The sequence below is a fragment of the Gallaecimonas zhanjiangensis genome, from assembly GCF_057624825.1.
The window spans coordinates 492,517-517,781 of sequence record NZ_CM172603.1 but is presented as its reverse complement, the minus strand read 5'-3'; the positions used below and the strand labels follow the sequence as shown (position 1 = coordinate 517,781).

The window sequence follows — 25,265 nt, the reverse complement described above, 5'->3', positions numbered from 1 at the left end:
CACCTCCTTATGGTCCAACCACCATGGCACCGCCCCGGCAGCAGGTCAAAAAAACCTTGCTGAAGGAAGCCTTGCAAAATTGCCATTGGCCGCCCTTTGCCACCGCCAGCCCCGGCCTTGGGGACTAGACTATAAACATGTGCTCAGGAGGTGCTATGGAACATCGGGATCGTCTGCGTACCTTGCGTATTCGCACGCAACATCTGTGGCGGGATGCCCTCAAGGAAAGGTTGGGAACCTTCCCGCTTTGGGATGCCAACGAAGTGGTAGATCACCTAAAAGGCGTGCCGACCATGGCCGCCGACACCCTCTGCCAGCAACTGGCTGAGCAGGGCTTTTTATTGGAGCTGATTTGGGGTGACGAGCTGCGCTACCCGGCGTTTATGGTGGCCGGCGGCGAGGTATTTGAGGAAATGCCCAAGCTGATATCCCTTATCAATCAGCGCCTTGATAACGAGCTGGACCGCTACCTGTGGCTAACCCAATACCAGATGGAACTGAACTCGGTGCCTGCCGAGTTGCTGTCCAGCAGGGAAGGCCGGTTACTGCTGATGGCCTTCCTGAGCGAATAACGGCGCGGCCAAGCCGCGCCTTGGCCTCAGCGCCGCAACACTCCCACCAATCCCAGCACAATGCACACCGCCCCGGCGATGTAGAAGGTCATGGTACGGCTATCAAGCTCACCGGTGAGCTGCGACTCCAGGGTTTTACTTAAGGTCTGACTTTCCTGGTAACCCCACCAGGCCAAGGCCACGCCCACCACCAGTAACACCAAACCTATGATCCGCTTATTCATTTCGATCTCCTTTTCATCAGGGTGCTGCTGGTGACAGCTTCCCACACCTAATCTAAATATTCTATTAAACCGAACTGAAACACCCATTTTTAACAATGGAATACCTTCCGTAGACTGGCCTGGTCAATTCGGAGGAACAGCAATGACCAAGCCCGTCTACACATTACAAAATGGTGCACCCGTTACCCAGGATGAGATCTCCACCACCGCCGGCCGCCGTGGCCCGCTGACATTCGACAATATTCATCTCTTTGAAAAACTAGCGCATTTTAACCGCGAGCGGATCCCAGAACGGGTCGTGCACGCTCGTGGCAGCGCCGCCCATGGCACTTTTACCCTGACCCAGAGCCTGTCGGATCTGTCCATTGCTGATTTCCTGCAACAAGAAGGCCAGCAAACCCAGGTCTTCCTGCGCTTTTCCACCGTCGCCGGCGGCCAGGATTCGGCCGACCATGTACGAGACGTGCGCGGCTTTGCCCTGCGCTTTTACACCCAACAGGGCAACTACGACATCGTCGGCAACAACACCCCGGTGTTTTTTATCCGCGACCCGCTCAAATTCCCGGACTTCATCCACTCCCAGAAAAAAGATCCCCGTACCAACCTGCCCAACCCGGCGCACCATTTCGAGTTCTGGGCGCACCACCCCCAGTCCTTGCATCAAGTCACCATCTTGATGTCTGACCGGGGCATCCCCAAAAGCTACCGCCACCTCAACGGCTACGGCTCCCATACCCTGAGCCTTTACAACGCCAAGGGCGAACGCGTCTGGGTAAAATGGCATTTCAAAACCAACCAGGGCATTGCCAACCTCAGCGGCGAAGAAGCGGCCCGCCAGGCGCCTTTCGCTGCCCAGCAGGACTTGGTCAGCAGCATCGATAACGGCGATTTCCCGTCCTGGACCGTGAAGATCCAAGTGATGAGCGAGGCCGAAGCCCGCCAGTACCGCATCAACCCCTTCGACTTGACCAAGGTCTGGCCGCACCAGGACTTCCCGCTCCGTACCATCGGCACCCTAGAGCTCAACCGCAACGTGGACAACTACTTTGCCGAGACCGAACAGGTGACCTTCAGCCCCGCCAACCTGGTGCCCGGTACCGGAGTGTCACCCGACAAAGTGCTGCAAGGCCGCCTCTTTGCCTACGCCGATGCTCACCGCTACCGGGTGGGGACCAACCACAACCAGTTGCCGGTCAACAGCCCGCGCTGCCCGGTTAACCACTTCCAACGTGACGGGGCAATGGCCGGCATGGGTTGCCCGGTGCATCAAGGTGCTGGGGTGAACTTCTCGCCCAACCATCGCAGCGACGCGCCGGTTGCCGCCCCGGCCCTCGCCGAGCCGCCCATGCCCCTGGAAAGCGACGCCTGGCTTGGCCAGTTCGACGACCAGGACAGCGACAACTTCAGCCAGGCCGGTGACCTGTTCCGGCTCTTTGACGACGCCCACAAAGACCGCCTGGCCGCCAACATCGCCGGGGGCCTGAGCCAGGCCAGCCCCGACATCCAGACGCTGATGCTGGCCCAGTTCGAAAAAGCCGATCCTGATTATCGGGCCCGGGTAGAGGCTGCCCTGGCAAAACTGGCCTAAGCTCAAAACTCGTGTCGAGGGGAGACCAATATGAGTGCACTTTGGGATTATCTGGCTGACATGGCCTTCAACGGCTAAAAGAAAAAGCCTCCGTCAGGAGGCTTTTTTTTGCGTGGATTTTTGTGTTTTCTTATCAGGGTTCTTAGGTGCAGGGGGCGCGGCCTTTTCAACCTTGGGCTGGCATTGCCGGGTTTCTGGGCGCTCGCCAAAATGGTTAACCGGGGTACAAGTACCACCGGCCAAGGCCGACACCAGCAGTAGTGTGAACACTGGCATATCCTGTTTGTGTTGACCGCTTCATGCTAATAAAAGCCCCTGCAAAGCTCAATCCACCGCCACCGGATCGCCCTGCCAATGGAAGAATACGACGACATCCTCACATTTTGGTTTGGCCTGCTGGATGACAACGGCATGTCGGCGCCGCTGTATCAAAAGCGCTGGTTTGCCACCGACCCCGGCCTTGATAACGAGCTGCGCCAGCTGTTTGGCGCCGATCTCAGCGCCGCGGCCAAAGGCCACCATCTCGACTGGCGGGAAACTCCCGAAGGCCGGTTGGCCCTAATACTGCTGTTGGACCAGTTCAGCCGCAACATCCACCGCGGTACCGCTCAGGCCTTCGCCCAGGACCACAAAGCCCAGCAACTGGTGGAAGAGGGCCTTGCCATCGGCCATGACCAGGCCCTGGCTCCGGCCCAGCGTATCTTCTTCTACATGCCACTGATGCACGCCGAAGACCGGGCCCGGCAGGCTTTGGGGGTAGAGTGTTTTGCGCGTCTGCTGCGCCTGGTACCCGCGGCCATCAAGCCCAGTATTGAGGACAACCTGCGCTTTGCCTGCCTGCACCGGGACATCATTTACCAGTTCGGCCGTTTCCCATATAGAAACAAAGTGTTAGGTAGAGCTTCGTCGCCAGAAGAGCAACAATGGCTGGCTGATAACCCCGGCGGATTCGGCCAGGGCTGAGCGCCCGCCCCTGCCTTGCCCGGCGTAAACAGGGGGAGTAAGGTGATTTGACAACCACGCACAGGGACCCGCCCATGAAAAACCTGATTGCCTTTGCCACCCTCCTGGCCGCCAGCACCGGCGCTTTTGCCACCAGCGCACCGCAAGGGGCCAAGGAATACATTATTTCTCCCAAAGATGGCGCCACTGTTGGCACCACCTTTACCGTGAAATTTGGCCTCAAAGGCATGGGTGTTGCCCCGGCCGGCACCAATGTGCCCAATACTGGCCACCATCACCTGCTGATCGATGTGGATAAACTGCCCGACATGGCCCTGCCCCTGCCGGCAACCGACCACATCAAACACTACGGCGGCGGCCAGACCGAAACCCAAATGACCCTGCCCCCCGGCAAACACACCCTGCAACTGGTACTGGGAGACTACGCCCATGTGCCGTTCCAGCCGGTGGTGGAGTCCAAGAAAATCACCGTTACCGTCAAATAAGGCAAAGGCGCCAAGCGGGCGCCTTTTTTAGTGGAGTTTTTATGAGCGATCTCAGCCAGCACCCCGAGTTGCAACCTTGCCCGGCAGGGGCTGCCCGCCCCGAGCACGAGGCCTACCCCATGAAAGGGCGCGAGCTCAACCCGGGGCTGATGGTGGCGCGGGCCCTGCCCCAGCGCCAACGCCGCCTGATTGGCGCCTGGTGCTTTTTGGATCGCATGGGGCCGCTGGATGTCACCGAAGACCATCGCCTTAACGTTGCCCCGCATCCCCACATCGGTTTGCAAACCGTGACCTGGCTTATCAGTGGCGCCATCCGCCACCGCGACACCCTGGGCATCAACCAGGTTATTGAGCCGGGCCAGCTCAACCTGATGACCGCCGGCACCGGCATTGCCCACAGCGAAGAGGGGCTCACCCCCATCGGCCAGCAGCTGTTCGGGGTGCAGTTTTGGGTGGCACTGCCCAAGGAGCAGGCCAATTGTCCCCCGGCTTTTGAGCACTTTACCGATCTGCCCCGCTATACCGAAGGCAAGGTCACCCTGACCCTTTTTGCTGGCGATTACGCCAGCCAGAGCGCCCCGGCCAAGTACTTTACGCCACTGTTTGGCGCCGAGCTCAAGGGCAGTGGCGAGTTCGAGCAGGTGCTGGAGCCTGGCTTTGAATACGGCTTTTTGCTGGTCAAGGGCGAGGCCCGCCTCGACGGCCAGGCGATGAGCACCGACCAGCTTTATTACCTGGGTACCGGCCACCACCAGACCCGCCTTGAACTCACCGACGCGGTGATCATCTGCCTGGGCGGCAAACCTTTTGGCGAAGACATCGTGATGTGGTGGAACTTCGTGGGTCGCAGCACCCAAGAAATAGCCGACGCCCGCGCCCGCTGGCAGGCCGGCGGCTTTGGCGACATTCCCCAGTACCCGGGCTCCCCCACCCCGGCGCCGGAGTTGCAAGGCAACCTCAAGGCGGGGCATTAATCCGAAAAAAACGACAATTTAAACCTAAATTTCGCCATTTAAATCCGCAAATCCGAACATTATCCTTAGCTCATACCCTGTTCGGAGGATTGAATATGACTCAGCCACGCACCATCAAAGGCCTGGTACCGGGCCAAAACACCAGCGACGGCGCCGGTGTAAAACTGAAAAGGCTGATCGGCACCCAAATGCTGCCGGACCTGGACCCGTTCCTGCTGCTGGACGAGTTCAGCTCCGACAGCCCTGACGATTACCTGGCCGGCTTTCCCAACCACCCGCACCGCGGCTTTGAAACCGTGACCTACATGCTCAATGGCCGCATGCGCCACCGCGACAACAAGGGCAACGAAGGCCTGTTGGAAAGCGGCGACGTGCAGTGGATGACCGCCGGCTCCGGCCTTATCCACTCGGAAATGCCCGAGCAAGAGCAAGGGCTGATGCGCGGTTTTCAGCTGTGGGTGAACCTGCCCCGGCGCGAGAAGATGAAAGCTCCTCGCTACCAGGACATTGCCAGCGCCAACATTCCGGTGGTCAGCGATAGTAACGGCAACAGCGTCAAGGTGATTGCCGGCCGTTATGGCGAAGCCACAGGCCCGGTAGACGGCGTGACCCTGGACCCTTTGTATCTGGATATCACCCTGGCTCCCGGCCAGCCGTTGACGGTGCCGGTACCCAAGGGCCACAACGCCCTGGTTAACGTCTTTGAAGGGGCAGTCAGCATTGGCGGCAGCGCCATTGCCAAAGGCAATATGGCGGTCCTTAAAGACGGCGACGCCGTGACCTTCGAAGGTGGCAGCGAGCCGGGGCGCTTTTTGCTTATCGCCGGCCAGCCGCTGCTGGAGCCGGTGGTCCGTTACGGGCCCTTCGTGATGAACAGCTCCGAAGAAATCGCCCAAGCCGTTCAGGACTACCAGGCCGGTCTCTTCTAACAAAAACGCCGCTGATGCGGCGTTTTTTATGGTCGTCTGGAAATAGTAATCATCATCAAAAACAGTCAGTTATTAAATAACCTCTGAACCGGCTGGCAGTTGCCGGCTACACCAACTCCCGGCCTCGGTTGCAAGGAGTATGCTGGGCCTAGCCACTTTTTCACCAAGGCCGCGTGACCGGCCCTTGGCTTGCTGAAACTGACGAGGGACGCCATGTCACAGACCATTGCCGACTACATCATCGAAGTGCTGTCCCTTGCCGGGGTTAAACGCATTTGGGGGGTCACCGGTGATTCCCTGAACGGCCTGAGCGACAGCATGCAGCAGCGGGGCGATATTCAGTGGATGGCCACCCGCCATGAAGAAGTCGCGGCCTTTGCCAGCGGCGCCGAGGGCCAGATAAGCCAGCAATTGACCGTCTGCGCCGGCTCCTGCGGCCCCGGCAACATGCACCTTATCAATGGCCTGTTCGATTGCCATCGCAGCCGGGTATCCACCCTGGCCATTGCCGCCCATATTCCATCAAACGAAATCGGCGCCAATTACTTCCAAGAAACCCATCCCCAAGAGCTGTTCAAGGAATGCAGCGTCTATTGCGAGCTGGTCAGCAACCCAGAGCAAATGCCCTATGTGCTGGAGCTGGCCATGCGCAAGGCCATTTTGGAGCGTGATGTGGCGGTGATCGTGCTGCCCGGCGACATTGCCCTTAAAGCCATGCCAGAAGGCGCCAAGGCCAAATGGCAAACCCCGCAGCTGCCGCGTATTACCCCGGCGCAGCCAGAGCTGGAAAAACTGGCTGGTATCCTCAACAGTGCCTCGCGCATCACTTTGCTGTGCGGCGCCGGCTGTAAAGGCGCCCATGAGCAGGTGGTGGCATTGGCCGATACCCTCAAGGCGCCCATCGTTCATGCCCTTCGCGGCAAGGAATACCTGGAATACGACAACCCCTTTGACGTGGGCATGACCGGGCTTATCGGCTTTTCCTCCGGCTACCACGCCATGGAAAACGCCTCCACTCTGGTCATTTTGGGGAGCAGCTTTCCCTACCGGCCCTTTTACCCCAAGGGCGCCACCGTTATCCAACTGGACCAAAACCCCGGCGCCCTAGGAGCCCATACCCAACTGGACATGGGCCTGGTGGGCAACGTTAAGGAAAGCCTGGAAGCGCTGCTGCCGCTGCTAACGCCCCACCAGGACCGCCAGTTTCTGGACCAGGCCCTGAGCCATTACCACCAAGCGCGCAGCGAGCTGGACGAGTTGGCATCGGGCGAGTCGCGCCAGGGCATTATTCACCCCCAATACCTGGCAAGGCTCCTGAGCGACATGGCCAGCGAAGACGCCATTTTCAGCTGCGATGTGGGTACGCCAACGGTGTGGGCCGCCCGCTACCTTAAGATGAACGGCAAGCGGCGCCTGCTGGGCTCCTTTAACCACGGCTCCATGGCCAACGCCCTGGCCCAGGCCATTGGTGCCCAGTCGTTGGACAGTGGCCGCCAGGTGATCGCGATGTGCGGCGACGGCGGGCTGAGCATGCTGATGGGGGATCTGCTAAGCCTCAAGCAGTTGCAGCTGCCGGCCAAAATCGTGGTCTTTGACAACCGTTCCTTAGGCTTTGTGGCCATGGAGATGAAGGCCTCGGGGTTCTTCTCTCACCATACAGATCTTGAGAATCCCGATTTTGCCGAGGTGGCCCGTGCCATCCATATCGATGCCGAATCGGTTACCGCCCCCAAGGCCCTGCCCGATGCCATCGCCAGGATGCTGGCCAGCAGCGGCCCTTATCTTTTGAGCGTGCGCACCGCCAAGCAAGAACTGGCCATGCCGCCCAAGGTGAAACTCGAACACGCCAAGGGCTTTGGCCTGTACATGCTAAAAGCGGTGCTGAACGGCGATGCCAGCCAGCTGGTAGAGCTGGGCAAAACCAACTGGCTGCGCTGACTCAGAAGAGCATCAGAACAAGGGCGGCAACCGCTACCGCGCCGCCCAACCCCAGCCACACATAGCGCCCCAGCACCACGCCGCCGGCATACAGCGCCAAGCATCCTTTAACCAAGGTGTTGGTGATACCGGCCAGCACAATGCCAAACACGGCGGTATCACCGCTGATGGCGCCATGGGCCATGCGCGCCAGGCTGAGGGTGATGGCGTCCACATCGGCAAGGCCGGCCGCCACCGCCACCAGCCACAGCTTGTCTTCGCCAAACCAATGGGTGATGGCGTTTGAGAGCAGCAAGATCCCGGCGATCAATAAACCAAATTGCACGGCCGGCCACAGCTGAAAGGGTTGCGGGCTGGCCGCGCCCTGGCTGACGGCGCTGCTGCGCCGCCACAATAAAATCGCCACCACAGCGCTCACCAAAAACATGGCGCCGATGGGCAGCCACAGCGCCGGCAGCAGCTCGCGATTAACCACCGCCACTATCACCAGCATTCGCGGGAACATGATGGTGCAAGCCATGACGATCCCTGCCGCCAGCAATCTTGGCCGGTTAAGGCCACGGTTCAGCCGCGCCAGGCTCAGGGTGGTGGCGGTGCTGGAGGCCAGGCCACCGAAGATGCTGGTCACCAAGATGCCCCGGTCGGTACCAATAAGCTTAAGGGCAAAGTAGCCGGCAAGGCTCAAGCTAGCGATGAGCACCACCATCCACCAGATGTTGTAGGGATTAAGGGCGCCCCAGGGCCCCAGCCGCTCGTTGGGCAGAATGGGCAGCAGCACTAGCGACACCACCAGCAGCTGCAAAATGGCCCGAAATTCGTCGGCGCTCAGCCGGCTCAGCCACTGGTGCATACGCTCTTTAAGGTGCAGTACCACCGCCGTGACCACCGCCGCCGCCACCGCCTCGGTTTGCAGACCCTGGGTGACCGCCAGCCCCAGGCACCAGGTAACCAGGGCAGCCACTACCGTGGTCAGGCCGTAATCGCGCTCGTTGTTGATATCCAGCCAGTGAGCCACCGCCAGCAGTATGGCCACCGCCAGCCCCATCACCGCCACTATCCAGACCCCAAGCCCTTCGCTCAGCAGCCCCGACAAACAGCCGAGCAGGCTCACCAGGGCAAAGGTGCGAATGCCCGCTACCCGGCTGCCGCTGGCGCCGTCTCGCTCCCGCCAGCCCCGTTCCGAGCCAACGATAAGCCCCAGCCCCAGGGCCAGCAGTAATTGCAACAGCGGAGATAATGGCACAAAGTGCATAGGGCGCATCCTTGACAGCTACAAACTAAATGTCTGATTTAAATAACCTATTAGCGCAAATAAGCCAATGTTGCCTGTGCCGGGCCCATCTTCCCTTGGGACCAAGGCCGGTGGTCAGGGCCGAGGCGGGCGCAAGGCTACTGATCATCGGCCAGGCGCCTGGCACCAAGGTACATGCCACCGGCATTCCCTTTAACGACCCCTCAGGTGACCGGCTGCGCCAGTGGCTGGGCCAGGATAAAAGCCAATTTTACGACCAGAGCCGGGTGGCCATCATGCCCATGGGCTTTTGCTACCCCGGCAAGGGCAAGAGCGGCGATCTGCCGCCCCGCCCCGAATGCGCCCCCACCTGGCACCCGGCGCTGCTGGATGCCATGCCAGCCATTGAACTGGTTTTGCTGGTGGGGCGTTATGCGCAGGATCATTATCTTGACGACAATCGCACCCTCACTGAGCGGGTGCGCCACTTTGGCGACTACGGGCCGCGGTTTTTCCCGCTGCCCCATCCCAGCCCCCGCAACCTGCTGTGGCTTAAGCGTAATGCGTGGTTTGAAGAGGAGGTGCTGCCGGCCCTCAAACGGCGCCTCGACGCCCTGCAACTGTGGCCGTAACTGGCCAACCACTGAACTCAAGCATCGGGAATATCGAACTAAAGCCAGGTAAAATAGCCACCCCTGCGGCTTTGAGTAGTATCTGATGTCGAGTCCCTTCTTGTTGCGCCATGGCGCCTTCTTGCGATTTTGGCTGGGCCAGACCGCCTCTTCCCTTGCTTACCAGATGCTGGTGGTGGGCATTGGCTGGCAAATGTATGACCTCACCGACAGCGCCTTGAGCCTGGGCCTGATTGGTCTCGCCCAGTTTGTGCCGCAACTGCTGCTGACCCTGGTGGCTGGCCATGTGGCCGACCAGTACAACAGGCGGGTGATTGTAATTGTCTGCCGCCTGGTGCTGGCAGGCACCATGGGCGGCCTGGTCTATGCCAACCTCAGCGGCCAGCTAAGCCCGGCCATCATCTATGTGTGCGGCGCCCTGATGGGAGCCACCCGCGCCTTTGAGTCCCCCGCCACCCAGGCGCTGCTCCCCAACCTCATTACCCCGGACCAGTTCCCAAGGGCCCTGGCCCTGACCTCCGGCACCCGCGAGGCCACGGTAATAGCCGGCCCCGCCCTTGGCGGCCTGGTGTACCTGATTGGCGCCTCCTGGCTCTATGGCGCCTCAGTGGTGTTCTTTTTGGTCTCGGCGCTGGTGCTGTTGTCGCTGCAATACGAATACCAGGCCCCTCGCAAAGAGCCGGCCAGCCTGAAAAGCCTCTTTAGCGGCATTCACTTTATTCGCGACAACCCGGTGGTGCTGGGGGCTATTTCCCTAGATTTGTTCTCGGTGCTGCTGGGGGGTGCTACGGCGCTGCTGCCCATCGTAGCCCGCGATATCCTGCACACCGGCTCCTGGGGGCTTGGCCTGCTGCGCTCGGCGCCGGCGCTGGGGGCTTTGCTGATGTCCATTTGGCTGGCCCGCTTCCCGCTGGAAAAACGGGTGGGCAAGACCATGTTCTATGCCGTTGCCCTTTTTGGCCTGGCCACCATCGTCTTTGGCCTTTCACAGAACCTGTGGCTGTCCATGGGGGCGCTGCTGGTGCTGGGGGCGTCGGACATGGTGAGCGTCATCATCCGCTCTACCCTTATCCAGCTTGAAACCCCCGATGCCATGCGCGGCCGGGTCAGCGCCGTTAACTACATCTTTATCGGCACCTCCAACCAGCTTGGGGAGTTCGAGTCGGGTGTTACGGCGGCCTGGTTCGGGGTGGTGCCAGCCATCATCATCGGCGGTATCGGCACCCTGGCGGTGGTGGCGCTGTGGATGAAAGTGTTCCCGGCTCTGACCCACAGGGACAAGCTGTCCAGTTAAAAAAAGGCCCCTTGCGGGGCCTTTTTTATAACGCGTTGTCCATCTGGGCTTCAAGCTTTTTGACCTCGGCCATAAAGGCTGGCCTGTCTTTGCCGTCCACCGAGGCCGCCATGGGAATTTTGGCGGTCATGGGGTTTACCGGGTGGCCATTGATGTGCAGCTCGTAATGCAGGTGCGGGCCGGTAACCCGGCCGGTAGCGCCGGACAGGGCTATCTTCTGGCCACGGCTCACTATCTGGCCCTTGTGCACCAGGGATTTACTCAGGTGCAGGTAGCGGCTCAAGTACTTACCACCGTGTTGGATAACGATGTATTTGCCGGCATAGGGGTGGTTGGTGACCCGGGTAACTACGCCGTCGGCGGTAGCCAGCACCGCGGTGCCGCTGGGGCAGGCGAAATCGGTGCCGTTATGCGGCGCGTAGCGGCCCGTCACCGGGTGGTGGCGGTGCGGGTCAAAGGGCGAGCTTATCCGGTAATGGCGGGCGGTGGGGTAGCGCAAAAAGGCCCGGGCCAGGCTGTCGCCGTCTTTATCGTAGTAACTGCCGTCGCTAAAGAGGTAGGCGGTCAGCACCTTGTCGCGGTTGAAGATACGGATGGCGTCCAGCTCGGTATCGCCGGTGGCCTGCCCTTGTACAAACTGGCTCTGGCGCACCACCTGGAAGCGGTCGCCGGCGCGCAGGTCGCGGGCAAAATTGAGTTTGTCTTTAAAGAGGGCGGCGATGCGGGCAATTTCCGCATCCGACAGCCCGGCCTTCTGGGCCGAGACATAGAAGCTGCCGTTAATTTCGCCGCTCAGGGGCTCGCTTTGCCAGGTGCCGGGAATATCGACTTTCTGGAACTCAAAATGGCTGTCGTCCACCCGCGAGAAAATCACCTGGTGGGCAAGGTTAAAGCGCAGCTCCAGCTTCTCAAGCTCGGTGCCGCTGTCGCCGCCCAGCCAAAAGCGCAGGGTGTCTCCCGGTTGCAGGGTGTCGAGGGCAAGAATTTCCTGGTCAGACTCAAGCACCTGGTACATGGCGCTTTGGCCCACGCCCAGGTGGTTGAAAATATCGCTGAGGGTATCGCCGGGGCGGATCTGGTATTCGATATCCGGCAAGGCAATACCGGCCTTGGTCGCGTCCTCGGCCGTGGCGACCGGCGCCTCTTCGGCAGGCGCTGTGGTATCGGCATCTTGGGCGGCAGGCTGAACAAGAGGCGGGTCCAGTACCAACGGCACCGGTTGATGCTCTTTGGGCATCATCAGGGCAGCGGCCACCAACAAGGTTACCGAGGCAATGGCGAGCTTGTGCACCTTGGGCAGGCGGGTGAATGTCTGGATTAACTTGTCAGTCGTGTCATTGCGACGCATCAGCGTTCGGCCCTCTCAATTCACCTTTACTGCTGGCAAATACCTTGGATGGACTGCCTGGCTGGTGAGAGCGCCTGGCCCTGAAAAAGTTCAGGCCCTCCCACGTCGAACTGTGACCTTATAACAAAAACGCCGCCACTTCACAAATAGCCCGCGTTAGCGCACCAGCCGCACCACCGTCTCCACATGCAGGCTATGGGGGAACATGTCCACCGGTTGCACCTTGTCGAGGCGGTAGCCGCCAGCGCACAGTTTGGCCAAGTCCCGCGCCAGGGAGTCCGGGTCGCACGACACATAGACCACGGTGGCCGGCGCCATTGCCAGCAGGGTGTCCAGCACCGCGCCGTCGCAGCCCTTGCGGGGCGGGTCCAGCAGCACCACATCGGCGTTATGGCCTTGCTGGTTCAGCTCGGCCAGCAGCAGCTCGGCCTTACCGGCGTGAAACTCGGCATTGCTGATACCGTTGCGCTCGGCGTTGGCACGGGCGTCAATGATGGCCTGCTCCACCAGCTCGATACCCACCACCGACTTGGCTTTTTTGGCCAGCAGCAGCGAAATGGTGCCGATACCGCAATAAAGGTCGAACACCTGCTCGGCACCGGTCAGTGCGGCAAAGTCCAGGGCGGTAGTGTAGAGCTTTTCGGTCTGCTCTGGATTGATCTGGAAGAAAGATTGGCCGGAAAGGGCGAAATTAAGGCCGCCGAGGCAGTCTTCAATCACGGCGCTGCCCAGCAGTACCCGCTCTTCATGGCCGAGGATACGGTTGCCCCGCTCGGGGTTGATGTTCAGCACCAAGCTGGTCAGCCAGGGGCAGCTCTTGGCAAGGGCGCTGGCCAGGGCATCAAGGCCCGGCAGGCTGTCGCCAAGGGCCACCAGTACCAGCATCCACTGACCGGTGGCGCGACCTTCGCGCACCATCACCCCGCGCAGCTGGCCGCTGTGCTCGGCCTCGTTATAGCCTTGGATGGCAAAATCGTGCATCCAGCGGCGCACCTCGGCCAGCAGCGCCGGCACCTTGTCGCCCTGCACCGGGCAATCGTCGGCGGCCACCAGTTGGTGGCTGTGCTTTTTGAAAAAGCCGATGTCACTGACGCCGTCCTGAGCCAGCACGTTATAAAGCGACTTGTTGCGATAGCCAAGGGGGCTGCTCATGCCAAGGCAGGGCGCAATGTCGGCCTCAAGGCCACGGGCGGCCAGGGCTTTACCCACCCGCTCGGTCTTCATCGTCAGCTGCGCCTGGTAATCGAGGGTACCAAGCTGGCAGCCGCCGCACTCGCTGTGGCGGCAAAAGGGCTCACGCCGCGCCGGCGAAGGTTGCAGCACCTCCAGCAGCTGGCCCTGGGCATAACCGGCCTTGATACCAAACAGCTCGGCGGTGACGGTTTCCCCCGGCAAGGCACCTGCAACAAAGACGCGGCGCGAGCCCAGGCTGGCAATGCCATCGCCCTTATCGGTCAGGGAAGTGATATCAAGCGTCTCGATGACCTTGGACATGGTGGCTCCGGGGGAATTGGGGGAGGCGCATCTTACGGCTGGCAAGGCCCGGCCACAACAAATAATCACCAGATCTTGCCCCTGTTCACAGGCCTTGCTAGTTTGAGCCGACCGCAGCCAGCCCGTACCCGCCATGGACACGCCATTCGCCTGGGATCATCCGGCCCCCTTCACCTGGGAATTGACCGTTGATGCCAGCCATATCGATGAACTGGGCCATACCAACAATGCCGTTTATGTCGGCTGGTGTGGCGACATCGCCTGGCGCCACACCACGGCCTTGGGCCTGGGGCTGGCGTGCTATCGCGAACTGGACCGCGCCATGGCCATGGCCCATGCCGAATACGATTATCTGGCCGCCGCCCTTGAAGGCGACAAACTGCTGCTGGGCACCTGGGTCTTGGATACCGACGGCAAGCTCAGCTCCCGGCGGGGCTTTCAGCTCATTCGGGTGGCGGACGGTAAAACCCTGTTTCGCGGCGAAGCGCGCTTCGTGTGCATCGAGATGAGTACAGGCCGCCCGCGCCGGATGCCGAACGCCTTTATCGAAGGATACGGTAATGCGGCGGTCTGCAAAGCCGGTTAAGGTAAAGGCCTTACACTGTTTGAATGTTTGATCCAAAGGAAAAGAAACCATGCTCCCGAATGACGATCTGCGAATTCTCGAGATCAAAGAACTGCTCCCCCCCATCGCCATTCTGGAAAAGTTTCCAACCACGGACCAGGCTGCCAAGACCGTGTCCGATGCCCGCAACGCCATCCATGAAATCCTCAACGACCGCGACGACCGCCTGCTGGTGATTGTTGGCCCTTGCTCTATCCACGACCCCAAGGCCGCCGTGGAATACGCCGCCAAGCTCAAGGTACTGCGCGAAGAGCTCAAGGACGATCTGGAAGTGGTGATGCGGGTCTACTTTGAAAAGCCCCGCACCACGGTGGGCTGGAAGGGCCTTATCAACGACCCCTACATGGACAACAGCTGCAACATCAACGACGGCTTGCGCATTGGCCGCAAACTGCTGCTGGATCTCACCGACATGGGCGTGCCCACGGCGGTGGAGTTCTTGGACATGATCACCCCCCAGTACCTGGCAGACCTCATCAGCTGGGGCGCTATCGGCGCCCGCACCACCGAATCCCAGGTGCACCGGGAGCTTGCCTCCGGCCTTTCTTGCCCGGTGGGCTTTAAAAACGGCACCGACGGCAACATTAAAATCGCCGCCGACGCCATCCGCAGCGCCTCGGCGCCGCACCACTTTTTGTCGGTGACCAAGTTCGGCCACAGCGCCATTGTCTCCACCGCCGGTAACGAAGACTGCCACATCATCCTGCGCGGCGGCCAAGCCCCCAACTACAGCAAAGAAGACGTGCAGGACGTAACTGACAAGCTGGCCAAGGCCAAGCTTCGCCAGAAGATCATGATTGATTTCTCCCACGCCAACAGCCTCAAGCAATACCAGAAGCAGCTGGACGTAGCCGAAGACGTGGGCGGGCAAATCGCCGGCGGCAACAGCGCCGTGTTCGGGGTGATGATTGAAAGCCACCTGATAGAAGGCCGCCAGGACCTAGTAGAAGGCAAGGCGCCGGTTTACGGCCAGTCCATCACCGATGCCTGTATCGGCTGGGACGCCACCGACAAGGTGCTGCGCGAACTGGCCGCCTGCGTCAGAAAACGCCGCACCTCCTGACAAAAAAGCCGCTCACTGAGCGGCTTTTTTGTGACTCAGGCCAATACCGGGATAAAGACAGGCCTTAATGCCAGCGGCATAATGACAGCACCATAACAAAAAGGAATTTATCTTATGCCTTGCTTGAAGCAAAAAGGCCTTGTCGTCGCCGTCACCCTGCTGCTCAGTGCCTGCACCGCCAACACCCACCTGACAGCAACCCACCCCAACACCAACATCGAAATAAAGGCCGCCAAGGGCAATGCTAGCCCGCGAGATGAAACCCTCGCTGCCACCAGCTTTGGCAACTATGAATTTAAAGTTGAAGGGCCGGGACAAGCCCCTTTTTACGGCATCCTGCCCTTGAAGTTTAACGGGGGGTATCTGGCAGCCGACATCATCTTTTTCGCGCCAGCACTGCTTTATAACTTGCGGGAAGTCTACCCCTTCTACGAATTTGACCCGACAAACGGCTTGGTTCGTTACCGTAAAACCGAACAAAGCGATTGGGTAGAGTACGCTCCGAGCAAAGCCGAGGCTCAACGCGCCAAACGGTACTTCGAAAAACAAGCTACCCCGCCACCAGCCAAGGGCAGCCACTGATAAAAAAGCCGCCTCAGGGCGGCTTTTTTAGTAGCGGATAAAATCCGCCATCACCTTGGCCACTGCCAGGCCGTCGTGGCCCTGCTGGTAGCTTTCAAGGGCTGGCCCTGCCCTGTCTTCGCCGATATCGGCCCAGCGCTTTTTCAAGAGCGCCGCGCCGTAGTCAGCGGTAAATTCCGGGTGGCCTTGGAAGGCCAGCACCTTGTCGCCCATATGAAAGGCGGCATGGGGGCAAAAGGCATTGGCCGCCAGCAAGGTGGCACCGGGAGGCAAGGCGGTAACCTGGTCGCGGTGGCTGCAAATAAGCTTGAAGGCGGGCGCTTCGGCCTTGAGCCAGGCTGGCTGGCTTTGCCACTGATAATCCATCACCCCCACTCCCCAGCCTCCTTGGGCGCGCTCGGCGCGCCCGCCCAGGGCATGGGCCAGCAACTGGTGGCCAAAGCAGATCCCCAGCAGCTTTTGCCCCTGCTGGTGGCGCGCTCGCAGGTAATCGGCCAGCTGCAACACCCAGGGTTCATCGCTAAAGGCATCGGCCTTGGAGCCGGTTACCAAGAGGGCGTCGAAGGCGCCGGGGTTTTCGGGATAGATACCGTCGATAACGCTGAAGATCTCGCTTTGTACCTCAAGGCCAGCGGCGCCAAACAGCTGCTGGAACATATGGCCATAGCCCAGGTACTTATCGAGAAACTCGGGATGCAGAATATCGGTTTGCAGCAGGGCGACTTTCACAGGGCGGGCTCCAAAAAAAACGGCAAGGTCACCTTGCCGTTTTTTCACCTGGGCATCAAGCCGTGCCTTTAAGGGCCTTAAGATCGTTGCTGCGCCGCTTTTCGGCGCGCCGCACCAGCAGCCAGCTGATAAAGGCGGCCAACGACACCACCAGGATAATCAGCGTTGCCAGGGCATTGACCTTGGGGGAGATACCCATACGCACCGAGCTGAACACTTCCATCGGCAAGGTGGTGGCGCCGGGGCCGGACACGAAACTGGCTATCACCAAATCGTCGATAGACAAGGTAAAGGACAGCAGCCAGGCCGCCGCCAGGGCCGGGGTCAGCAGTGGCAGGGTGATGGTCATAAAGGTCTTGAAGGGCGCCGCGCCCAAGTCCATGGCGGCTTCTTCCAGGCTTAAGTCCATTTCCCGCAGCCGCGAGGTGATCACCACCGCCGCATAGGCCGAGCAGAAGGTGACGTGGGCTATCCAGATGGTGACCATGCCCCTGTCCTGGGGCCAGCCCAGGGTGTTGGCCATGGCCACAAACAGCAGCAGCAGGGACAAGCCGATAATGACATCGGGCATCACCAGCGGCGCCGTTACCATGCTGGAAAACGCCGTCTTCCAGCGGCTGGGGCGAAAGCGCACCAGCACAAAGGCGGCCATGGTGCCCAGCACCACGGCGGTGCAGGCGGTAAAGAACGCCACCCGCAGGCTGACCCACACCGCGCTCATCAGCTGGTTGTCGCTAAACAGCTCGCCGTACCATTTGGTGGAAAAACCGGCCCACACCGTCACCACCCGGGCGCTGTTGAACGAGTAGATGATGAGGATCACCATCGGCGCGTACAGGAAGATAAGGCCCAGCACAAACCAGACCCGGGCCGGGCTCAGGCCACGCAGCGAAAACCGGCTCATTGTTCCCCCTCCAGTTCCTTGGCTTGCTGGTGGTTGAAATAGGCGATCGGCAGGCACAACAGCGCCAGCATCACCACCGCCAGGGCGGCCGCTACCGGCCAGTCGCGGTTAGCGAAGAACTCGTTCCACAGCACTTTGCCTATCATCAGGCTCTGGGGCCCACCCAGCAGCTCGGGGATCACAAACTCCCCGACCACCGGGATAAACACCAGCATGGCACCGGCAATCATGCCGGCCTTGGACAAGGGCAAGGTCACGGTGAAAAACGCCTTCCAGCCCCGGGCGCCAAGGTCGGAGGCCGCTTCCAGCAGGGACTGGTCGTGGCGGCTCAGGTTGGCGTAAAGGGGCAGTACCATAAACGGCAGGTAGGCATAGACCACGCCGATATAAAGGGCGGTGTTGGTGTTGAGGATATGCAGCGGCTCGTGAATAACCCCCAGCCACATCAAAAACTGGTTCAGCAGCCCCTGGTTCTTGAGGATGCCTATCCAGGCATAGATGCGGATCAGAAAGCTGGTCCAGCTGGGCAGCATGATCAGCAGCAACAGCGCCGGCTGGGTGCTGGGCTTGGCGCGGGCAATGGCATAAGCCATGGGGTAGCCCACCAGCAAGCACAGCAAGGTGCTGATGGCCGCCACCTTCAGGGAGTTGAAATAGGCATCGAAGTAGAGGCCGTCACCGGCCAGCCACACGAAGTTGCCAAAGTTCATCACCACCTTGAGGGTGTCGTCAGCCCATTCCAGCAGCGGCTTGTAGGGCGGAATGCCGACAATGCTCTCGGAGAGGCTGATCTTCAGGACGATGATAAAAGGCACCACGAAGAACAGCAGCAGCCAGGCAAAGGGGATGCCCATTACAAAGCGGCGACCGGGGATCTTCATCATCAGCTCCTCAGCACCATGGCGCTGGCGGACTCCCACCACACGTATACATCGTCACCCCAGGTGGGGCGCTCGCCGCGGCGCTCGATGTTGGTGTACTGGCTCTGGATAAGCTGGCCGGAGCTCAGGCGGATGTAATAGACCGAGTGAGAGCCAAGATAGGCAATGTCGTGAACCTTGCCCTGGGCCCAGTTGTATTGGCTGTCTTCCGGCGCTTCAAAACTGACCTGCATTTTTTCGGGGCGCACCGCTACAAACACCATGGGATCTTCCATGGAGGTGGTGACGCCGCGGGACACAAACACCGGCACCGGCAGCTCGGGAACCTGGATAATCGCATGGTCGGGGGCGTCGTCGGTCAGCTCCCCTTCAAACATATTCACCGAGCCGACAAACTCGGCGGTCATGCGGCTATTGGGGCTTTCGTAGATGTCCAGCGGGCTGCCCTGCTGCACTATCCAGCCTTCGTTCATGATGGCGATGCGCTGGGCCATGGTCATGGCCTCTTCCTGGTCGTGGGTTACCATGACACAGGTTACCCCCACCGACTCGATGATCTGCACCAGCTCCAGCTGCATCTGGGTGCGCAGCTTTTTGTCCAGCGCCCCCATGGGCTCATCCAGCAGCAGCAGCTTGGGCTTTTTCGCCAAACTGCGGGCAAGAGCCACCCGTTGGCGCTGGCCACCGGAAAGTTGCTGGGGTTTGCGCTGGGCGTAATCGGTCATGCGCACCAGGCGCAGCATTTCATCGACCCTGGCCGCGATTTCCGCTTTCCCCAGGCCGTCCTGCTTAAGGCCATAGGCAATGTTCTGGGCCACCGTCATATGCGGGAACAAGGCATAGGACTGGAACATCATGTTGATGGGGCGCTTATAGGGGGGCAGTTCGGTGATGTCGACACCGTCTACCAGGATGCGGCCACTGGAGGGCTGCTCAAAGCCTGCCAGCATCCTTAGCAGGGTACTTTTACCCGAGCCGGAACCGCCCAGCAGGGCAAAGATCTCGCCCTTGTTGATCTCCAGGCTGACGTTGTCCACTGCCTTGACCTGGCCAAAGAATTTGCTGACGCCTTCAATGGTCAGCAGCACTGGGGGCGTTGCGATAGGCGCTTCGCTGCCAGTTGTTGCCATTGCTACCTCCAAAAACAACAGGGCCGGGCTAAACCCGGCCGCTTTGATTACTGACCAGATTTGACCTTGGTCCAGACTCGGGTCCGAACACGCTCTACCTTCTGCGGCAAGATGGCGAAGGTAAAGAGGTGGGCCTCGGCCTCGGCGGTGGGATACACACCGGGGTTATTACGTACCTTCTCGTCCACCAGCGGTGTAGCAGCGCTGTTGGCGTTGGCGTAAGACACAAAGTCAGACACCCGGGCGATGTTTTTCGGGTCAAGCATGAAGTTCATGAACTTGTAGGCCTGTTCCGGATGCGGGGCATCGGCGGGGATGGCCATCATGTCAAACCACATGCCAGCGCCTTCCTTGGGAATGACGTAAGACACATTGACGCCGTTTTTGGCTTCTTCGGCGCGGGTGGCAGCCTGCAGCACGTCACCGGAGAAACCGATGGCCACGCAGATGTCGCCGTTGGCGAGATCGTCAATGTACTTGGAGCTGTGGAAGTAGGTGACATAAGGCGCCACTTTGCCCAGCATCGCTTCAACCTTGGCGTAGTCGCCGGGGTTTTCGGAGTTGGGGTTCAGGCCCATGTAGTTAAGGGCAGCAGGCAGCACTTCGGAAGGGGCGTCCAAAAAGGCCACGCCGCACTTACTGAGCTTTTCCATGTTCTTGGGGTCGAACACCAGGGCCCAGCTGTCGGTGGGGGCATCGGCGCCCAGCACCTCCTTGACTTTATCGGGGTTAAAACCGATACCGGTGGTGCCCCACATGTAGGGGAAGGCGTGCTCGTTACCCGGGTCGTAGGTTTCGAGGATCTTCATCAGCTTGGGGTTGAGGTTGTGCCAGTTGGGCAGCTTGCTCTTGTCCAGCTTCATAAAGGCGCCGGCCTGAATTTGTTTACCCAGGAACTGGCCGGAAGGCACCACCACGTCAAAACCGCTACGCCCGGCCAGCAGTTTGGCTTCGAGCATTTCGTTGCTGTCGAAAACGTCGTAGGTAACCTTGATACCGGTCTCTTTCTCGAACAGCGGAATGCTCTGCTCGTCGATATAGTCAGACCAGTTATAGATGTGCAGGCTGGCGTCATCGGCCAGGGCAGTGGCGCTCATCAGGGCTAGGCCTGCCAGGGCGAACACGGACTTGTGCATGGAAGTCTCCTTCAGGTTTTGGTCAAACCTGCCTTGCCGGGGGCAGCCGAAACGGCGCACCGCACTCGAAAGCACGTTAAGACCCACTTCAACGGCAACCCGGAAAGCCGGGCGCTTACATCCCAATCAAAACCCTGGCAGGCAAGCCAGGACCCTATTGCCCAAAACCGGCAGCATCCACTGCCAAGGTTTGGAATGCTTTGCTTTTTACGCCTAGAGGTGGGTCGCACCCCAGGTTTGGAAAGGAGCTCAAATTTTCGCGTAATATAATCGCAAATCCGGCCTTGCCAAACGGTTTTTTCATCCCTCGGGCAGATTTTTTTTATCTATGAGAGCTGCACCAAAATGCAGGTGCCACGTCGCCCCTTCCCAGGCCATTCCTGCGGCCGGGGCCGCGCCCGTCAAGCATAGGAACAACAAGGGAAAAATGCGAAAAATCAGGGCGATTTCCAGGCCCGCTTTGGCGCTGCCCGCCACGCCATTGCCCTGCATGAATACGCACCAGGGGGATAAGAAAAACGCCGCAGCAGCGGCGTTTTTTTAGCGTTAGAACAAGCCCAGCGGCTTTTCGTCGTAACTCATCAAGATGCACTTGGTCTGCTGGTAGTGGTCCAGCATCATCTTGTGGGTTTCGCGGCCAATACCTGAGCGTTTGTAGCCCCCGAACGCGGCGTGGGCCGGGTACAGGTGGTAGCAGTTGGTCCAAACCCGGCCAGATTGAATACCCCGTCCCAGGCGATAGGCACGGGCGGTGTCGCGGGTCCAGACCCCTGCGCCAAGGCCAAAGCTGGTGTCGTTGGCAATGGCCAGCGCTTCGGCCTCGTCCTTGAAGGTGGTAATGGCAAGGGTTGGCCCGAAGATCTCTTCTTGGAACACCCGCATGCTGTTGTTGCCCTTGAGCATGGTGGGCTGCACATAAAAGCCCGACTCCAAGCCCGACACGGTAGCCCGAGCGCCGCCCATCAGCACCTCGGCCCCTTCACTGCGGCCGATATCCATGTAAGAAAGAATTTTCTCCAGCTGCTGGTTGGAGGCCTGGGCGCCAATCATGGTCTCGGTGTCCAGCGGGTTACCCTGGCGCAGCCCTTTGGCACGGGCCATGACCTTCTCCATAAAGCGGTCGTAGATGGACTCCTGAATAAGGGCCCGCGACGGGCAGGTACACACCTCACCTTGGTTGAAGAAGGTCATCAGCAGGCCCTCGACGCATTTGTCGAGGAAGGCATCGCCGTGGTCCATCACGTCTTCAAAGAAGATGTTGGGGGACTTGCCGCCCAGCTCGAGGGTCGCGGGGATCAACAGCTTGGCGGCGTTGGACATGATCCGCGAGCCCACCGGGGTGGAGCCGGTAAAGGCGATTTTGGCAATGCCGGTATGGGTGCCAAGGGCTTCCCCGGCTTCGACGCCAAGGCCGTGAACGATGTTCACCACCCCGGGCGGCAACAAATCGCCAATCACTTCCATCAGCACACAGATGGAAGCCGGGGTCTGCTCGGCGGGTTTGAGCACCACGCAGTTACCCGCCGCCAGCGCTGGTGCCAGCTTCCAGGCCGCCATCAGCAGCGGGAAGTTCCAGGGAATGATCTGCCCCACCACCCCAAACGGCTCGTGGAAATGGTAAGCCACGGTGTTTTCGTCAATCTCGCTGATGCTGCCTTCCTGGGCGCGGATACAACCGGCGTAGTAACGGAAGTGGTCCACCACCAACGGCACGTCGGCATTGAGGGTTTCGCGGACCGACTTGCCGTTGTCCCAGGTTTCGGCCACGGCCAGCATCTCGACATTTTGCTCGATGCGATCGGCAATGCGCAGCAGCAGGTTGGAGCGTTCGGTGACCGAGGTTTTGGTCCAGGTGGCGGCCGCCTTGTGAGCCGCAGCCACGGCTTTGTCTACGTCTGCCGCGCTGGAGCGAGGCACCTTACAAAAAACCTTGCCGTTGACCGGCGAGAGATTGTCCAGGTACTGGCCTTCTACCGGCGGCTGCCATTGGCCACCGATGAAGTTTTCGTAACGATCTTTAAAGTTAACCACAGCGTTAGCTTGACCAGGTTGAGCATAAATCATGCTGCATTCCTCTCTTGTTGTATTGCGGTTACTATGGCTGCCTACTGCCAAGGACACTTGCCCCTGAGTTGCAAAGACTTGCCTCACACACTCATCGGGCCAGATAAGGATAGACGCTTACGTTAAGGTGATGTGCCACCGGAGGAATTGCGTTCATGCAAAAGCTCGAATTACTGCACGGCGATAAAAGACGAAAGGAAGCGGTCGAAAACCGGCTCTGTTTCAACGGCCCCCAGGTCGAGCTGGCCATTTACGACACCTACGAGCCGGCCAGCCAGGTGGCGCTCAGTTCTGAGAACCTGCTGTACTGCGCCATGCTCAGCGGTACCAAGAGCATGCACGGCGTCAGCGACAGCCCGCAGCTGTTTTTGCCCCATGAATCCTTTGTGCTGGCGCCGGGCCAACCGGTGTGGATAGATTTCCCCGACGCCCGCCCGCAAACCCCCACCACCTGCCTTGCCATCGACATCACCCCGGCCCGTATCGAGCAGGTGGCGCAGATGCTAAGCGACCAGCGCGACCCGGCCCTTGGCCCCTGCCAGTACCAGGCCAAAGCGGTGCATTGCCGCCATAACGGCGAGACCCAGCGGCTGCTGGAACGCCTGATAGGCACCTTTATCGAACCGGTGGCGGAGCAGAAGATCCTCATCGAACTGCAACTGACCGAACTGGTGATGCGCCTGTTGCGCCAGCAAAGCCGTGACCTGCTGTTAAGCGCCGTCGAACAAGGGCAGATCCACCACGGCCTGCTGGCCGCCATGCAGCAGCTAAAAGACGACCCCAGCCAGCACCTGGACATGGACCTGCTAAGCCGGGCCGCTTGTATCTCCAAGGCCCAGCTTTACCGGCTTTTTAAACAGGAGCTGGGCCAGACCCCGGGGGAATACCTGCAGCAGCTGCGCATCGAGCAGGCCCGGCGCTGGCTGAGTGAAGGCCAGATGAGCGTGACCGAAATCGCCTTTGAACTGGGCTACCAGAGCCTGTCGCACTTTAACCGCCGCTTTAAGGCCGCGGCCGGGGTCACCCCCGGGCGCTATCGCCAAAAGCTCAATTAAAAAGCCCGCCAATCGGCGGGCTTTTTGTTGCCAGCATCCCTTAGAGGGCAGACCGGAAGATCTCCACCACCTGAGCGTGGGTGGCAAGGCGCGGGTTGGTGAGCATGCAGGCGTCCTTCTGGGCGTTCTCGGACATCACCCCAAGGTCCGCCTCTTTCACTCCCAGAACACTGAGGTTCGCAGGAATGCCGATGGCCGCTGCCAACTCACGAATGGCGCCAATACCGGCCTCGGCCGCTTCGGTGACGGTCATACCCAGGGTATCAAGACCCATGAAATCGGCGATGTCGGCATAGCGCTCGGGACAGGCAATCAGGTTGAACTCGCACACATGGGGCAGCAGCACCGCGTTACAAACCCCGTGGGGCAGATTGTAAAAGCCGCCCAACTGGTGCGCCATGGCGTGTACATACCCCAAAGAGGCGTTGTTAAAGGCCATGCCCGCCAGGTACTGGGCGTAACACATGGCATCGCGGGCCTCGAGGTTCTGGCCGTTGGCGACCGCCGGGCGCAACCATTGGGCGATGAGGCGAATGGCCTTTTCCGCGCAGGCATCGGTGATGGGGTTGGCGGCGGTAGAGACATAGGCCTCGATGGCGTGAGTCAGGGCATCCATGCCGGTGGCGGCGGTCAGGGCTGGCGGCTTGCCGACCATCAGCTTGGGGTCGTCAATAGCCACCAGTGGGGTGCAGCGCCAATCGACAATGGCCATCTTCACATGAGTGTCGGTATTGGTGATGATGCAAAAGCGGGTCATCTCAGAGGCGGTGCCAGCGGTGGTGTTCACGGCAATCAAGGGGGTCATGGGCACGGTGCTCTTATCCACCCCTTCGTAATCGCGGATATGGCCGCCACCGGCGGTCACCAGGCCGATGCCCTTGGCGCAATCGTGGGCGCTGCCGCCACCGAGGGAGACGATAAAGTCGCAGTCGTTATCCTGGTAGACCTTGACCCCGTCGTGGACATTGGTATCGGTGGGGTTGGGCTCGGCGCCAGGGAAGATAACCGCATCCACGTCGGCGGCCTTGAGGAAGGTGGCGATTTGGTCCGACACCCCCATTTTGTGCAGACCAGCGTCGGTCACGATAAGGGCACGGCGCGCCCCCAGTTCACGGGCCTTGGGGCCCACTTCGGCGGCGCTGCCCAGCCCCATCAGGGTGACGCAGGGAATGAAGAATCCAAAGGTTTGATCGGCAAGTGCTTTGATAGCCATGACATGCTCCTTCATTGGAAGATGGCTGTTATGAAGTAGGCCCAGTCTGCGCTCAAGATCCCTATGACAACCGGATCTCGATCAAAGAGCGGGCCCTTGCTGCGCTAATAACCCTACGAAGAGTGAGCCCATCAAACTTGCCTGCCAGAGTCATCGGGCCAGTAAAAAAGCCTTTACTGAAAAGCCCCACCCGGCGCCGCCGGTTCAGCAA

25 protein-coding genes are annotated in these 25,265 nt (G+C 60.1%); 13 read left to right on the top strand and 12 right to left on the bottom strand.

Going from position 1 to position 25,265, the window contains the following annotated elements; genetic code table 11:
• The first annotated feature begins 155 nt into the window (after nucleotides 1–155).
• Nucleotides 156–572 carry a hypothetical protein gene (locus AC22G1_RS02440; RefSeq protein WP_487315365.1) on the top strand — a complete coding sequence of 139 codons (417 nt, stop codon included), beginning with the start codon at nucleotides 156–158 and terminating at the stop codon, nucleotides 570–572.
• Between the two features lie 26 nt (nucleotides 573–598).
• Here the strand turns inward: AC22G1_RS02440 and AC22G1_RS02435 are convergent, their stop codons facing one another.
• Nucleotides 599–796 carry a DUF3185 family protein gene (locus AC22G1_RS02435; protein WP_487315364.1) on the bottom strand — a complete coding sequence of 66 codons (198 nt, stop codon included), beginning with the start codon at nucleotides 794–796 and terminating at the stop codon, nucleotides 599–601.
• 142 nt (nucleotides 797–938) lie between these two features.
• Between AC22G1_RS02435 and AC22G1_RS02430 the strand changes: the two genes are divergently transcribed.
• The 6 genes from AC22G1_RS02430 to poxB all read left to right on the top strand — a co-directional run bounded on the left by AC22G1_RS02430 (nucleotide 939) and on the right by poxB (nucleotide 7,673).
• Complete coding sequence (locus AC22G1_RS02430; protein ID WP_487315363.1) at nucleotides 939–2,384, top strand: catalase; 1,446 nt, start codon at nucleotides 939–941, stop codon at nucleotides 2,382–2,384.
• A gap of 354 nt (nucleotides 2,385–2,738) precedes the next feature.
• A complete protein-coding gene (locus AC22G1_RS02425; protein ID WP_487315362.1) occupies nucleotides 2,739–3,347 on the top strand; it encodes a DUF924 family protein in 609 nt (202 codons plus the stop codon).
• 74 nt (nucleotides 3,348–3,421) lie between these two features.
• Nucleotides 3,422–3,832: a DUF4399 domain-containing protein gene (locus AC22G1_RS02420; RefSeq protein ID WP_487315361.1), complete on the top strand. Its 411-nt coding sequence runs from the start codon at nucleotides 3,422–3,424 to the stop codon at nucleotides 3,830–3,832.
• 41 nt (nucleotides 3,833–3,873) lie between these two features.
• Nucleotides 3,874–4,806: a pirin family protein gene (locus AC22G1_RS02415; RefSeq protein WP_487315360.1), complete on the top strand. Its 933-nt coding sequence runs from the start codon at nucleotides 3,874–3,876 to the stop codon at nucleotides 4,804–4,806.
• Between the two features lie 95 nt (nucleotides 4,807–4,901).
• Nucleotides 4,902–5,735 (top strand): pirin family protein, encoded by an 834-nt coding sequence (locus AC22G1_RS02410; protein WP_487315359.1) that lies wholly within the window; start codon nucleotides 4,902–4,904, stop codon nucleotides 5,733–5,735.
• 213 nt (nucleotides 5,736–5,948) lie between these two features.
• The gene (gene poxB / locus AC22G1_RS02405) at nucleotides 5,949–7,673 is read left to right on the top strand and encodes a ubiquinone-dependent pyruvate dehydrogenase (RefSeq protein WP_487315358.1); all 1,725 of its coding nucleotides are present in this window, start codon (nucleotides 5,949–5,951) and stop codon (nucleotides 7,671–7,673) included.
• Between the two features lies 1 nt (nucleotide 7,674).
• Here poxB and AC22G1_RS02400 read toward each other — a convergent pair whose 3' ends face one another.
• Nucleotides 7,675–8,925, bottom strand: a complete 1,251-nt coding sequence (locus AC22G1_RS02400) for an MgtC/SapB family protein (RefSeq protein WP_487315357.1) — start codon at nucleotides 8,923–8,925, stop codon at nucleotides 7,675–7,677.
• Between the two features lie 29 nt (nucleotides 8,926–8,954).
• Between AC22G1_RS02400 and AC22G1_RS02395 the strand changes: the two genes are divergently transcribed.
• Complete coding sequence (locus AC22G1_RS02395) at nucleotides 8,955–9,536, top strand: uracil-DNA glycosylase family protein (RefSeq protein ID WP_487315356.1); 582 nt, start codon at nucleotides 8,955–8,957, stop codon at nucleotides 9,534–9,536.
• A gap of 85 nt (nucleotides 9,537–9,621) precedes the next feature.
• Nucleotides 9,622–10,830, top strand: coding sequence for an MFS transporter (locus AC22G1_RS02390; RefSeq protein ID WP_417355488.1), 1,209 nt, complete (start codon nucleotides 9,622–9,624; stop codon nucleotides 10,828–10,830).
• Nucleotides 10,831–10,855: 25 nt separating this feature from the next.
• Here AC22G1_RS02390 and AC22G1_RS02385 read toward each other — a convergent pair whose 3' ends face one another.
• A complete protein-coding gene (locus AC22G1_RS02385) occupies nucleotides 10,856–12,178 on the bottom strand; it encodes a peptidoglycan DD-metalloendopeptidase family protein (RefSeq protein WP_487315355.1) in 1,323 nt (440 codons plus the stop codon).
• Nucleotides 12,179–12,334: 156 nt separating this feature from the next.
• Complete coding sequence (gene rlmD / locus AC22G1_RS02380) at nucleotides 12,335–13,672, bottom strand: 23S rRNA (uracil(1939)-C(5))-methyltransferase RlmD (RefSeq protein ID WP_487315354.1); 1,338 nt, start codon at nucleotides 13,670–13,672, stop codon at nucleotides 12,335–12,337.
• A 133-nt stretch (nucleotides 13,673–13,805) separates the two neighbouring features.
• On the opposite strand from rlmD, the gene AC22G1_RS02375 reads away from it, so the two are divergent.
• From AC22G1_RS02375 to AC22G1_RS02365, 3 genes are all read left to right on the top strand, one after another.
• On the top strand, nucleotides 13,806–14,258 hold the full coding sequence (locus AC22G1_RS02375; RefSeq protein ID WP_487315353.1) for an acyl-CoA thioesterase: 453 nt from the start codon (nucleotides 13,806–13,808) through the stop codon (nucleotides 14,256–14,258).
• Nucleotides 14,259–14,307: 49 nt separating this feature from the next.
• Nucleotides 14,308–15,360: a 3-deoxy-7-phosphoheptulonate synthase AroG gene (aroG, locus tag AC22G1_RS02370; RefSeq protein ID WP_487315352.1), complete on the top strand. Its 1,053-nt coding sequence runs from the start codon at nucleotides 14,308–14,310 to the stop codon at nucleotides 15,358–15,360.
• Between the two features lie 114 nt (nucleotides 15,361–15,474).
• Nucleotides 15,475–15,942: a hypothetical protein gene (locus AC22G1_RS02365; protein ID WP_487315351.1), complete on the top strand. Its 468-nt coding sequence runs from the start codon at nucleotides 15,475–15,477 to the stop codon at nucleotides 15,940–15,942.
• Nucleotides 15,943–15,969: 27 nt separating this feature from the next.
• Here the strand turns inward: AC22G1_RS02365 and AC22G1_RS02360 are convergent, their stop codons facing one another.
• From AC22G1_RS02360 to exaC, 7 genes are all read right to left on the bottom strand, one after another.
• Nucleotides 15,970–16,671 (bottom strand): glutamine amidotransferase-related protein, encoded by a 702-nt coding sequence (locus tag AC22G1_RS02360; protein WP_487315350.1) that lies wholly within the window; start codon nucleotides 16,669–16,671, stop codon nucleotides 15,970–15,972.
• 55 nt (nucleotides 16,672–16,726) lie between these two features.
• Nucleotides 16,727–17,575 carry an ABC transporter permease subunit gene (locus tag AC22G1_RS02355; protein ID WP_050659314.1) on the bottom strand — a complete coding sequence of 283 codons (849 nt, stop codon included), beginning with the start codon at nucleotides 17,573–17,575 and terminating at the stop codon, nucleotides 16,727–16,729.
• Complete coding sequence (locus tag AC22G1_RS02350; protein WP_487315349.1) at nucleotides 17,572–18,459, bottom strand: ABC transporter permease subunit; 888 nt, start codon at nucleotides 18,457–18,459, stop codon at nucleotides 17,572–17,574. Before AC22G1_RS02350 ends, AC22G1_RS02355 begins: the two co-directional genes overlap by 4 nt.
• Nucleotides 18,459–19,586, bottom strand: coding sequence for an ABC transporter ATP-binding protein (locus AC22G1_RS02345; RefSeq protein WP_487315348.1), 1,128 nt, complete (start codon nucleotides 19,584–19,586; stop codon nucleotides 18,459–18,461). The genes AC22G1_RS02350 and AC22G1_RS02345 overlap by 1 nt, the downstream gene beginning before the upstream one ends.
• A gap of 47 nt (nucleotides 19,587–19,633) precedes the next feature.
• Nucleotides 19,634–20,722, bottom strand: coding sequence for a polyamine ABC transporter substrate-binding protein (locus tag AC22G1_RS02340; protein ID WP_487315347.1), 1,089 nt, complete (start codon nucleotides 20,720–20,722; stop codon nucleotides 19,634–19,636).
• Nucleotides 20,723–21,022: 300 nt separating this feature from the next.
• On the bottom strand, nucleotides 21,023–21,214 hold the full coding sequence (locus tag AC22G1_RS02335; RefSeq protein WP_487315346.1) for a hypothetical protein: 192 nt from the start codon (nucleotides 21,212–21,214) through the stop codon (nucleotides 21,023–21,025).
• Nucleotides 21,215–21,268: 54 nt separating this feature from the next.
• On the bottom strand, nucleotides 21,269–22,786 hold the full coding sequence (gene exaC, locus AC22G1_RS02330; protein ID WP_487315345.1) for an acetaldehyde dehydrogenase ExaC: 1,518 nt from the start codon (nucleotides 22,784–22,786) through the stop codon (nucleotides 21,269–21,271).
• Nucleotides 22,787–22,941: 155 nt separating this feature from the next.
• Here exaC and AC22G1_RS02325 point away from each other — a divergent pair, with 155 nt between their 5' ends.
• Nucleotides 22,942–23,841 carry a helix-turn-helix domain-containing protein gene (locus AC22G1_RS02325; RefSeq protein WP_487315344.1) on the top strand — a complete coding sequence of 300 codons (900 nt, stop codon included), beginning with the start codon at nucleotides 22,942–22,944 and terminating at the stop codon, nucleotides 23,839–23,841.
• A gap of 40 nt (nucleotides 23,842–23,881) precedes the next feature.
• Here the strand turns inward: AC22G1_RS02325 and mdh are convergent, their stop codons facing one another.
• Nucleotides 23,882–25,054, bottom strand: coding sequence for an iron-dependent methanol dehydrogenase (gene mdh / locus AC22G1_RS02320; protein ID WP_487315343.1), 1,173 nt, complete (start codon nucleotides 25,052–25,054; stop codon nucleotides 23,882–23,884).
• Nucleotides 25,055–25,265: the final 211 nt, after the last annotated feature.

Excerpts from the sequence above, each read along its gene's own strand:
- AC22G1_RS02345 (WP_487315348.1), bottom strand. The coding sequence starts at position 19,586 with ATGGCAACAACTGGCAGCGAAGCGCCTATCGCAACGCCCCCAGTGCTG.
- AC22G1_RS02340 (WP_487315347.1), bottom strand. The coding sequence starts at position 20,722 with ATGCACAAGTCCGTGTTCGCCCTGGCAGGCCTAGCCCTGATGAGCGCC.
- aroG (WP_487315352.1), top strand. The coding sequence starts at position 14,308 with ATGCTCCCGAATGACGATCTGCGAATTCTCGAGATCAAAGAACTGCTC.
- AC22G1_RS02420 (WP_487315361.1), top strand. The coding sequence starts at position 3,422 with ATGAAAAACCTGATTGCCTTTGCCACCCTCCTGGCCGCCAGCACCGGC.
- AC22G1_RS02430 (WP_487315363.1), top strand. The coding sequence starts at position 939 with ATGACCAAGCCCGTCTACACATTACAAAATGGTGCACCCGTTACCCAG.
- AC22G1_RS02390 (WP_417355488.1), top strand. The coding sequence starts at position 9,622 with ATGTCGAGTCCCTTCTTGTTGCGCCATGGCGCCTTCTTGCGATTTTGG.
- AC22G1_RS02395 (WP_487315356.1), top strand. The coding sequence starts at position 8,955 with ATGTCTGATTTAAATAACCTATTAGCGCAAATAAGCCAATGTTGCCTG.
- AC22G1_RS02325 (WP_487315344.1), top strand. The coding sequence starts at position 22,942 with ATGCAAAAGCTCGAATTACTGCACGGCGATAAAAGACGAAAGGAAGCG.
- AC22G1_RS02385 (WP_487315355.1), bottom strand. The coding sequence starts at position 12,178 with ATGCGTCGCAATGACACGACTGACAAGTTAATCCAGACATTCACCCGC.
- AC22G1_RS02425 (WP_487315362.1), top strand. The coding sequence starts at position 2,739 with ATGGAAGAATACGACGACATCCTCACATTTTGGTTTGGCCTGCTGGAT.
- AC22G1_RS02355 (WP_050659314.1), bottom strand. The coding sequence starts at position 17,575 with ATGAGCCGGTTTTCGCTGCGTGGCCTGAGCCCGGCCCGGGTCTGGTTT.
- AC22G1_RS02375 (WP_487315353.1), top strand. The coding sequence starts at position 13,806 with ATGGACACGCCATTCGCCTGGGATCATCCGGCCCCCTTCACCTGGGAA.
- AC22G1_RS02400 (WP_487315357.1), bottom strand. The coding sequence starts at position 8,925 with ATGCACTTTGTGCCATTATCTCCGCTGTTGCAATTACTGCTGGCCCTG.
- AC22G1_RS02410 (WP_487315359.1), top strand. The coding sequence starts at position 4,902 with ATGACTCAGCCACGCACCATCAAAGGCCTGGTACCGGGCCAAAACACC.
- mdh (WP_487315343.1), bottom strand. The coding sequence starts at position 25,054 with ATGGCTATCAAAGCACTTGCCGATCAAACCTTTGGATTCTTCATTCCC.
- AC22G1_RS02440 (WP_487315365.1), top strand. The coding sequence starts at position 156 with ATGGAACATCGGGATCGTCTGCGTACCTTGCGTATTCGCACGCAACAT.
- rlmD (WP_487315354.1), bottom strand. The coding sequence starts at position 13,672 with ATGTCCAAGGTCATCGAGACGCTTGATATCACTTCCCTGACCGATAAG.
- AC22G1_RS02365 (WP_487315351.1), top strand. The coding sequence starts at position 15,475 with ATGCCTTGCTTGAAGCAAAAAGGCCTTGTCGTCGCCGTCACCCTGCTG.
- poxB (WP_487315358.1), top strand. The coding sequence starts at position 5,949 with ATGTCACAGACCATTGCCGACTACATCATCGAAGTGCTGTCCCTTGCC.
- AC22G1_RS02350 (WP_487315349.1), bottom strand. The coding sequence starts at position 18,459 with ATGATGAAGATCCCCGGTCGCCGCTTTGTAATGGGCATCCCCTTTGCC.
- AC22G1_RS02435 (WP_487315364.1), bottom strand. The coding sequence starts at position 796 with ATGAATAAGCGGATCATAGGTTTGGTGTTACTGGTGGTGGGCGTGGCC.
- exaC (WP_487315345.1), bottom strand. The coding sequence starts at position 22,786 with ATGATTTATGCTCAACCTGGTCAAGCTAACGCTGTGGTTAACTTTAAA.
- AC22G1_RS02415 (WP_487315360.1), top strand. The coding sequence starts at position 3,874 with ATGAGCGATCTCAGCCAGCACCCCGAGTTGCAACCTTGCCCGGCAGGG.
- AC22G1_RS02335 (WP_487315346.1), bottom strand. The coding sequence starts at position 21,214 with ATGCAGGGCAATGGCGTGGCGGGCAGCGCCAAAGCGGGCCTGGAAATC.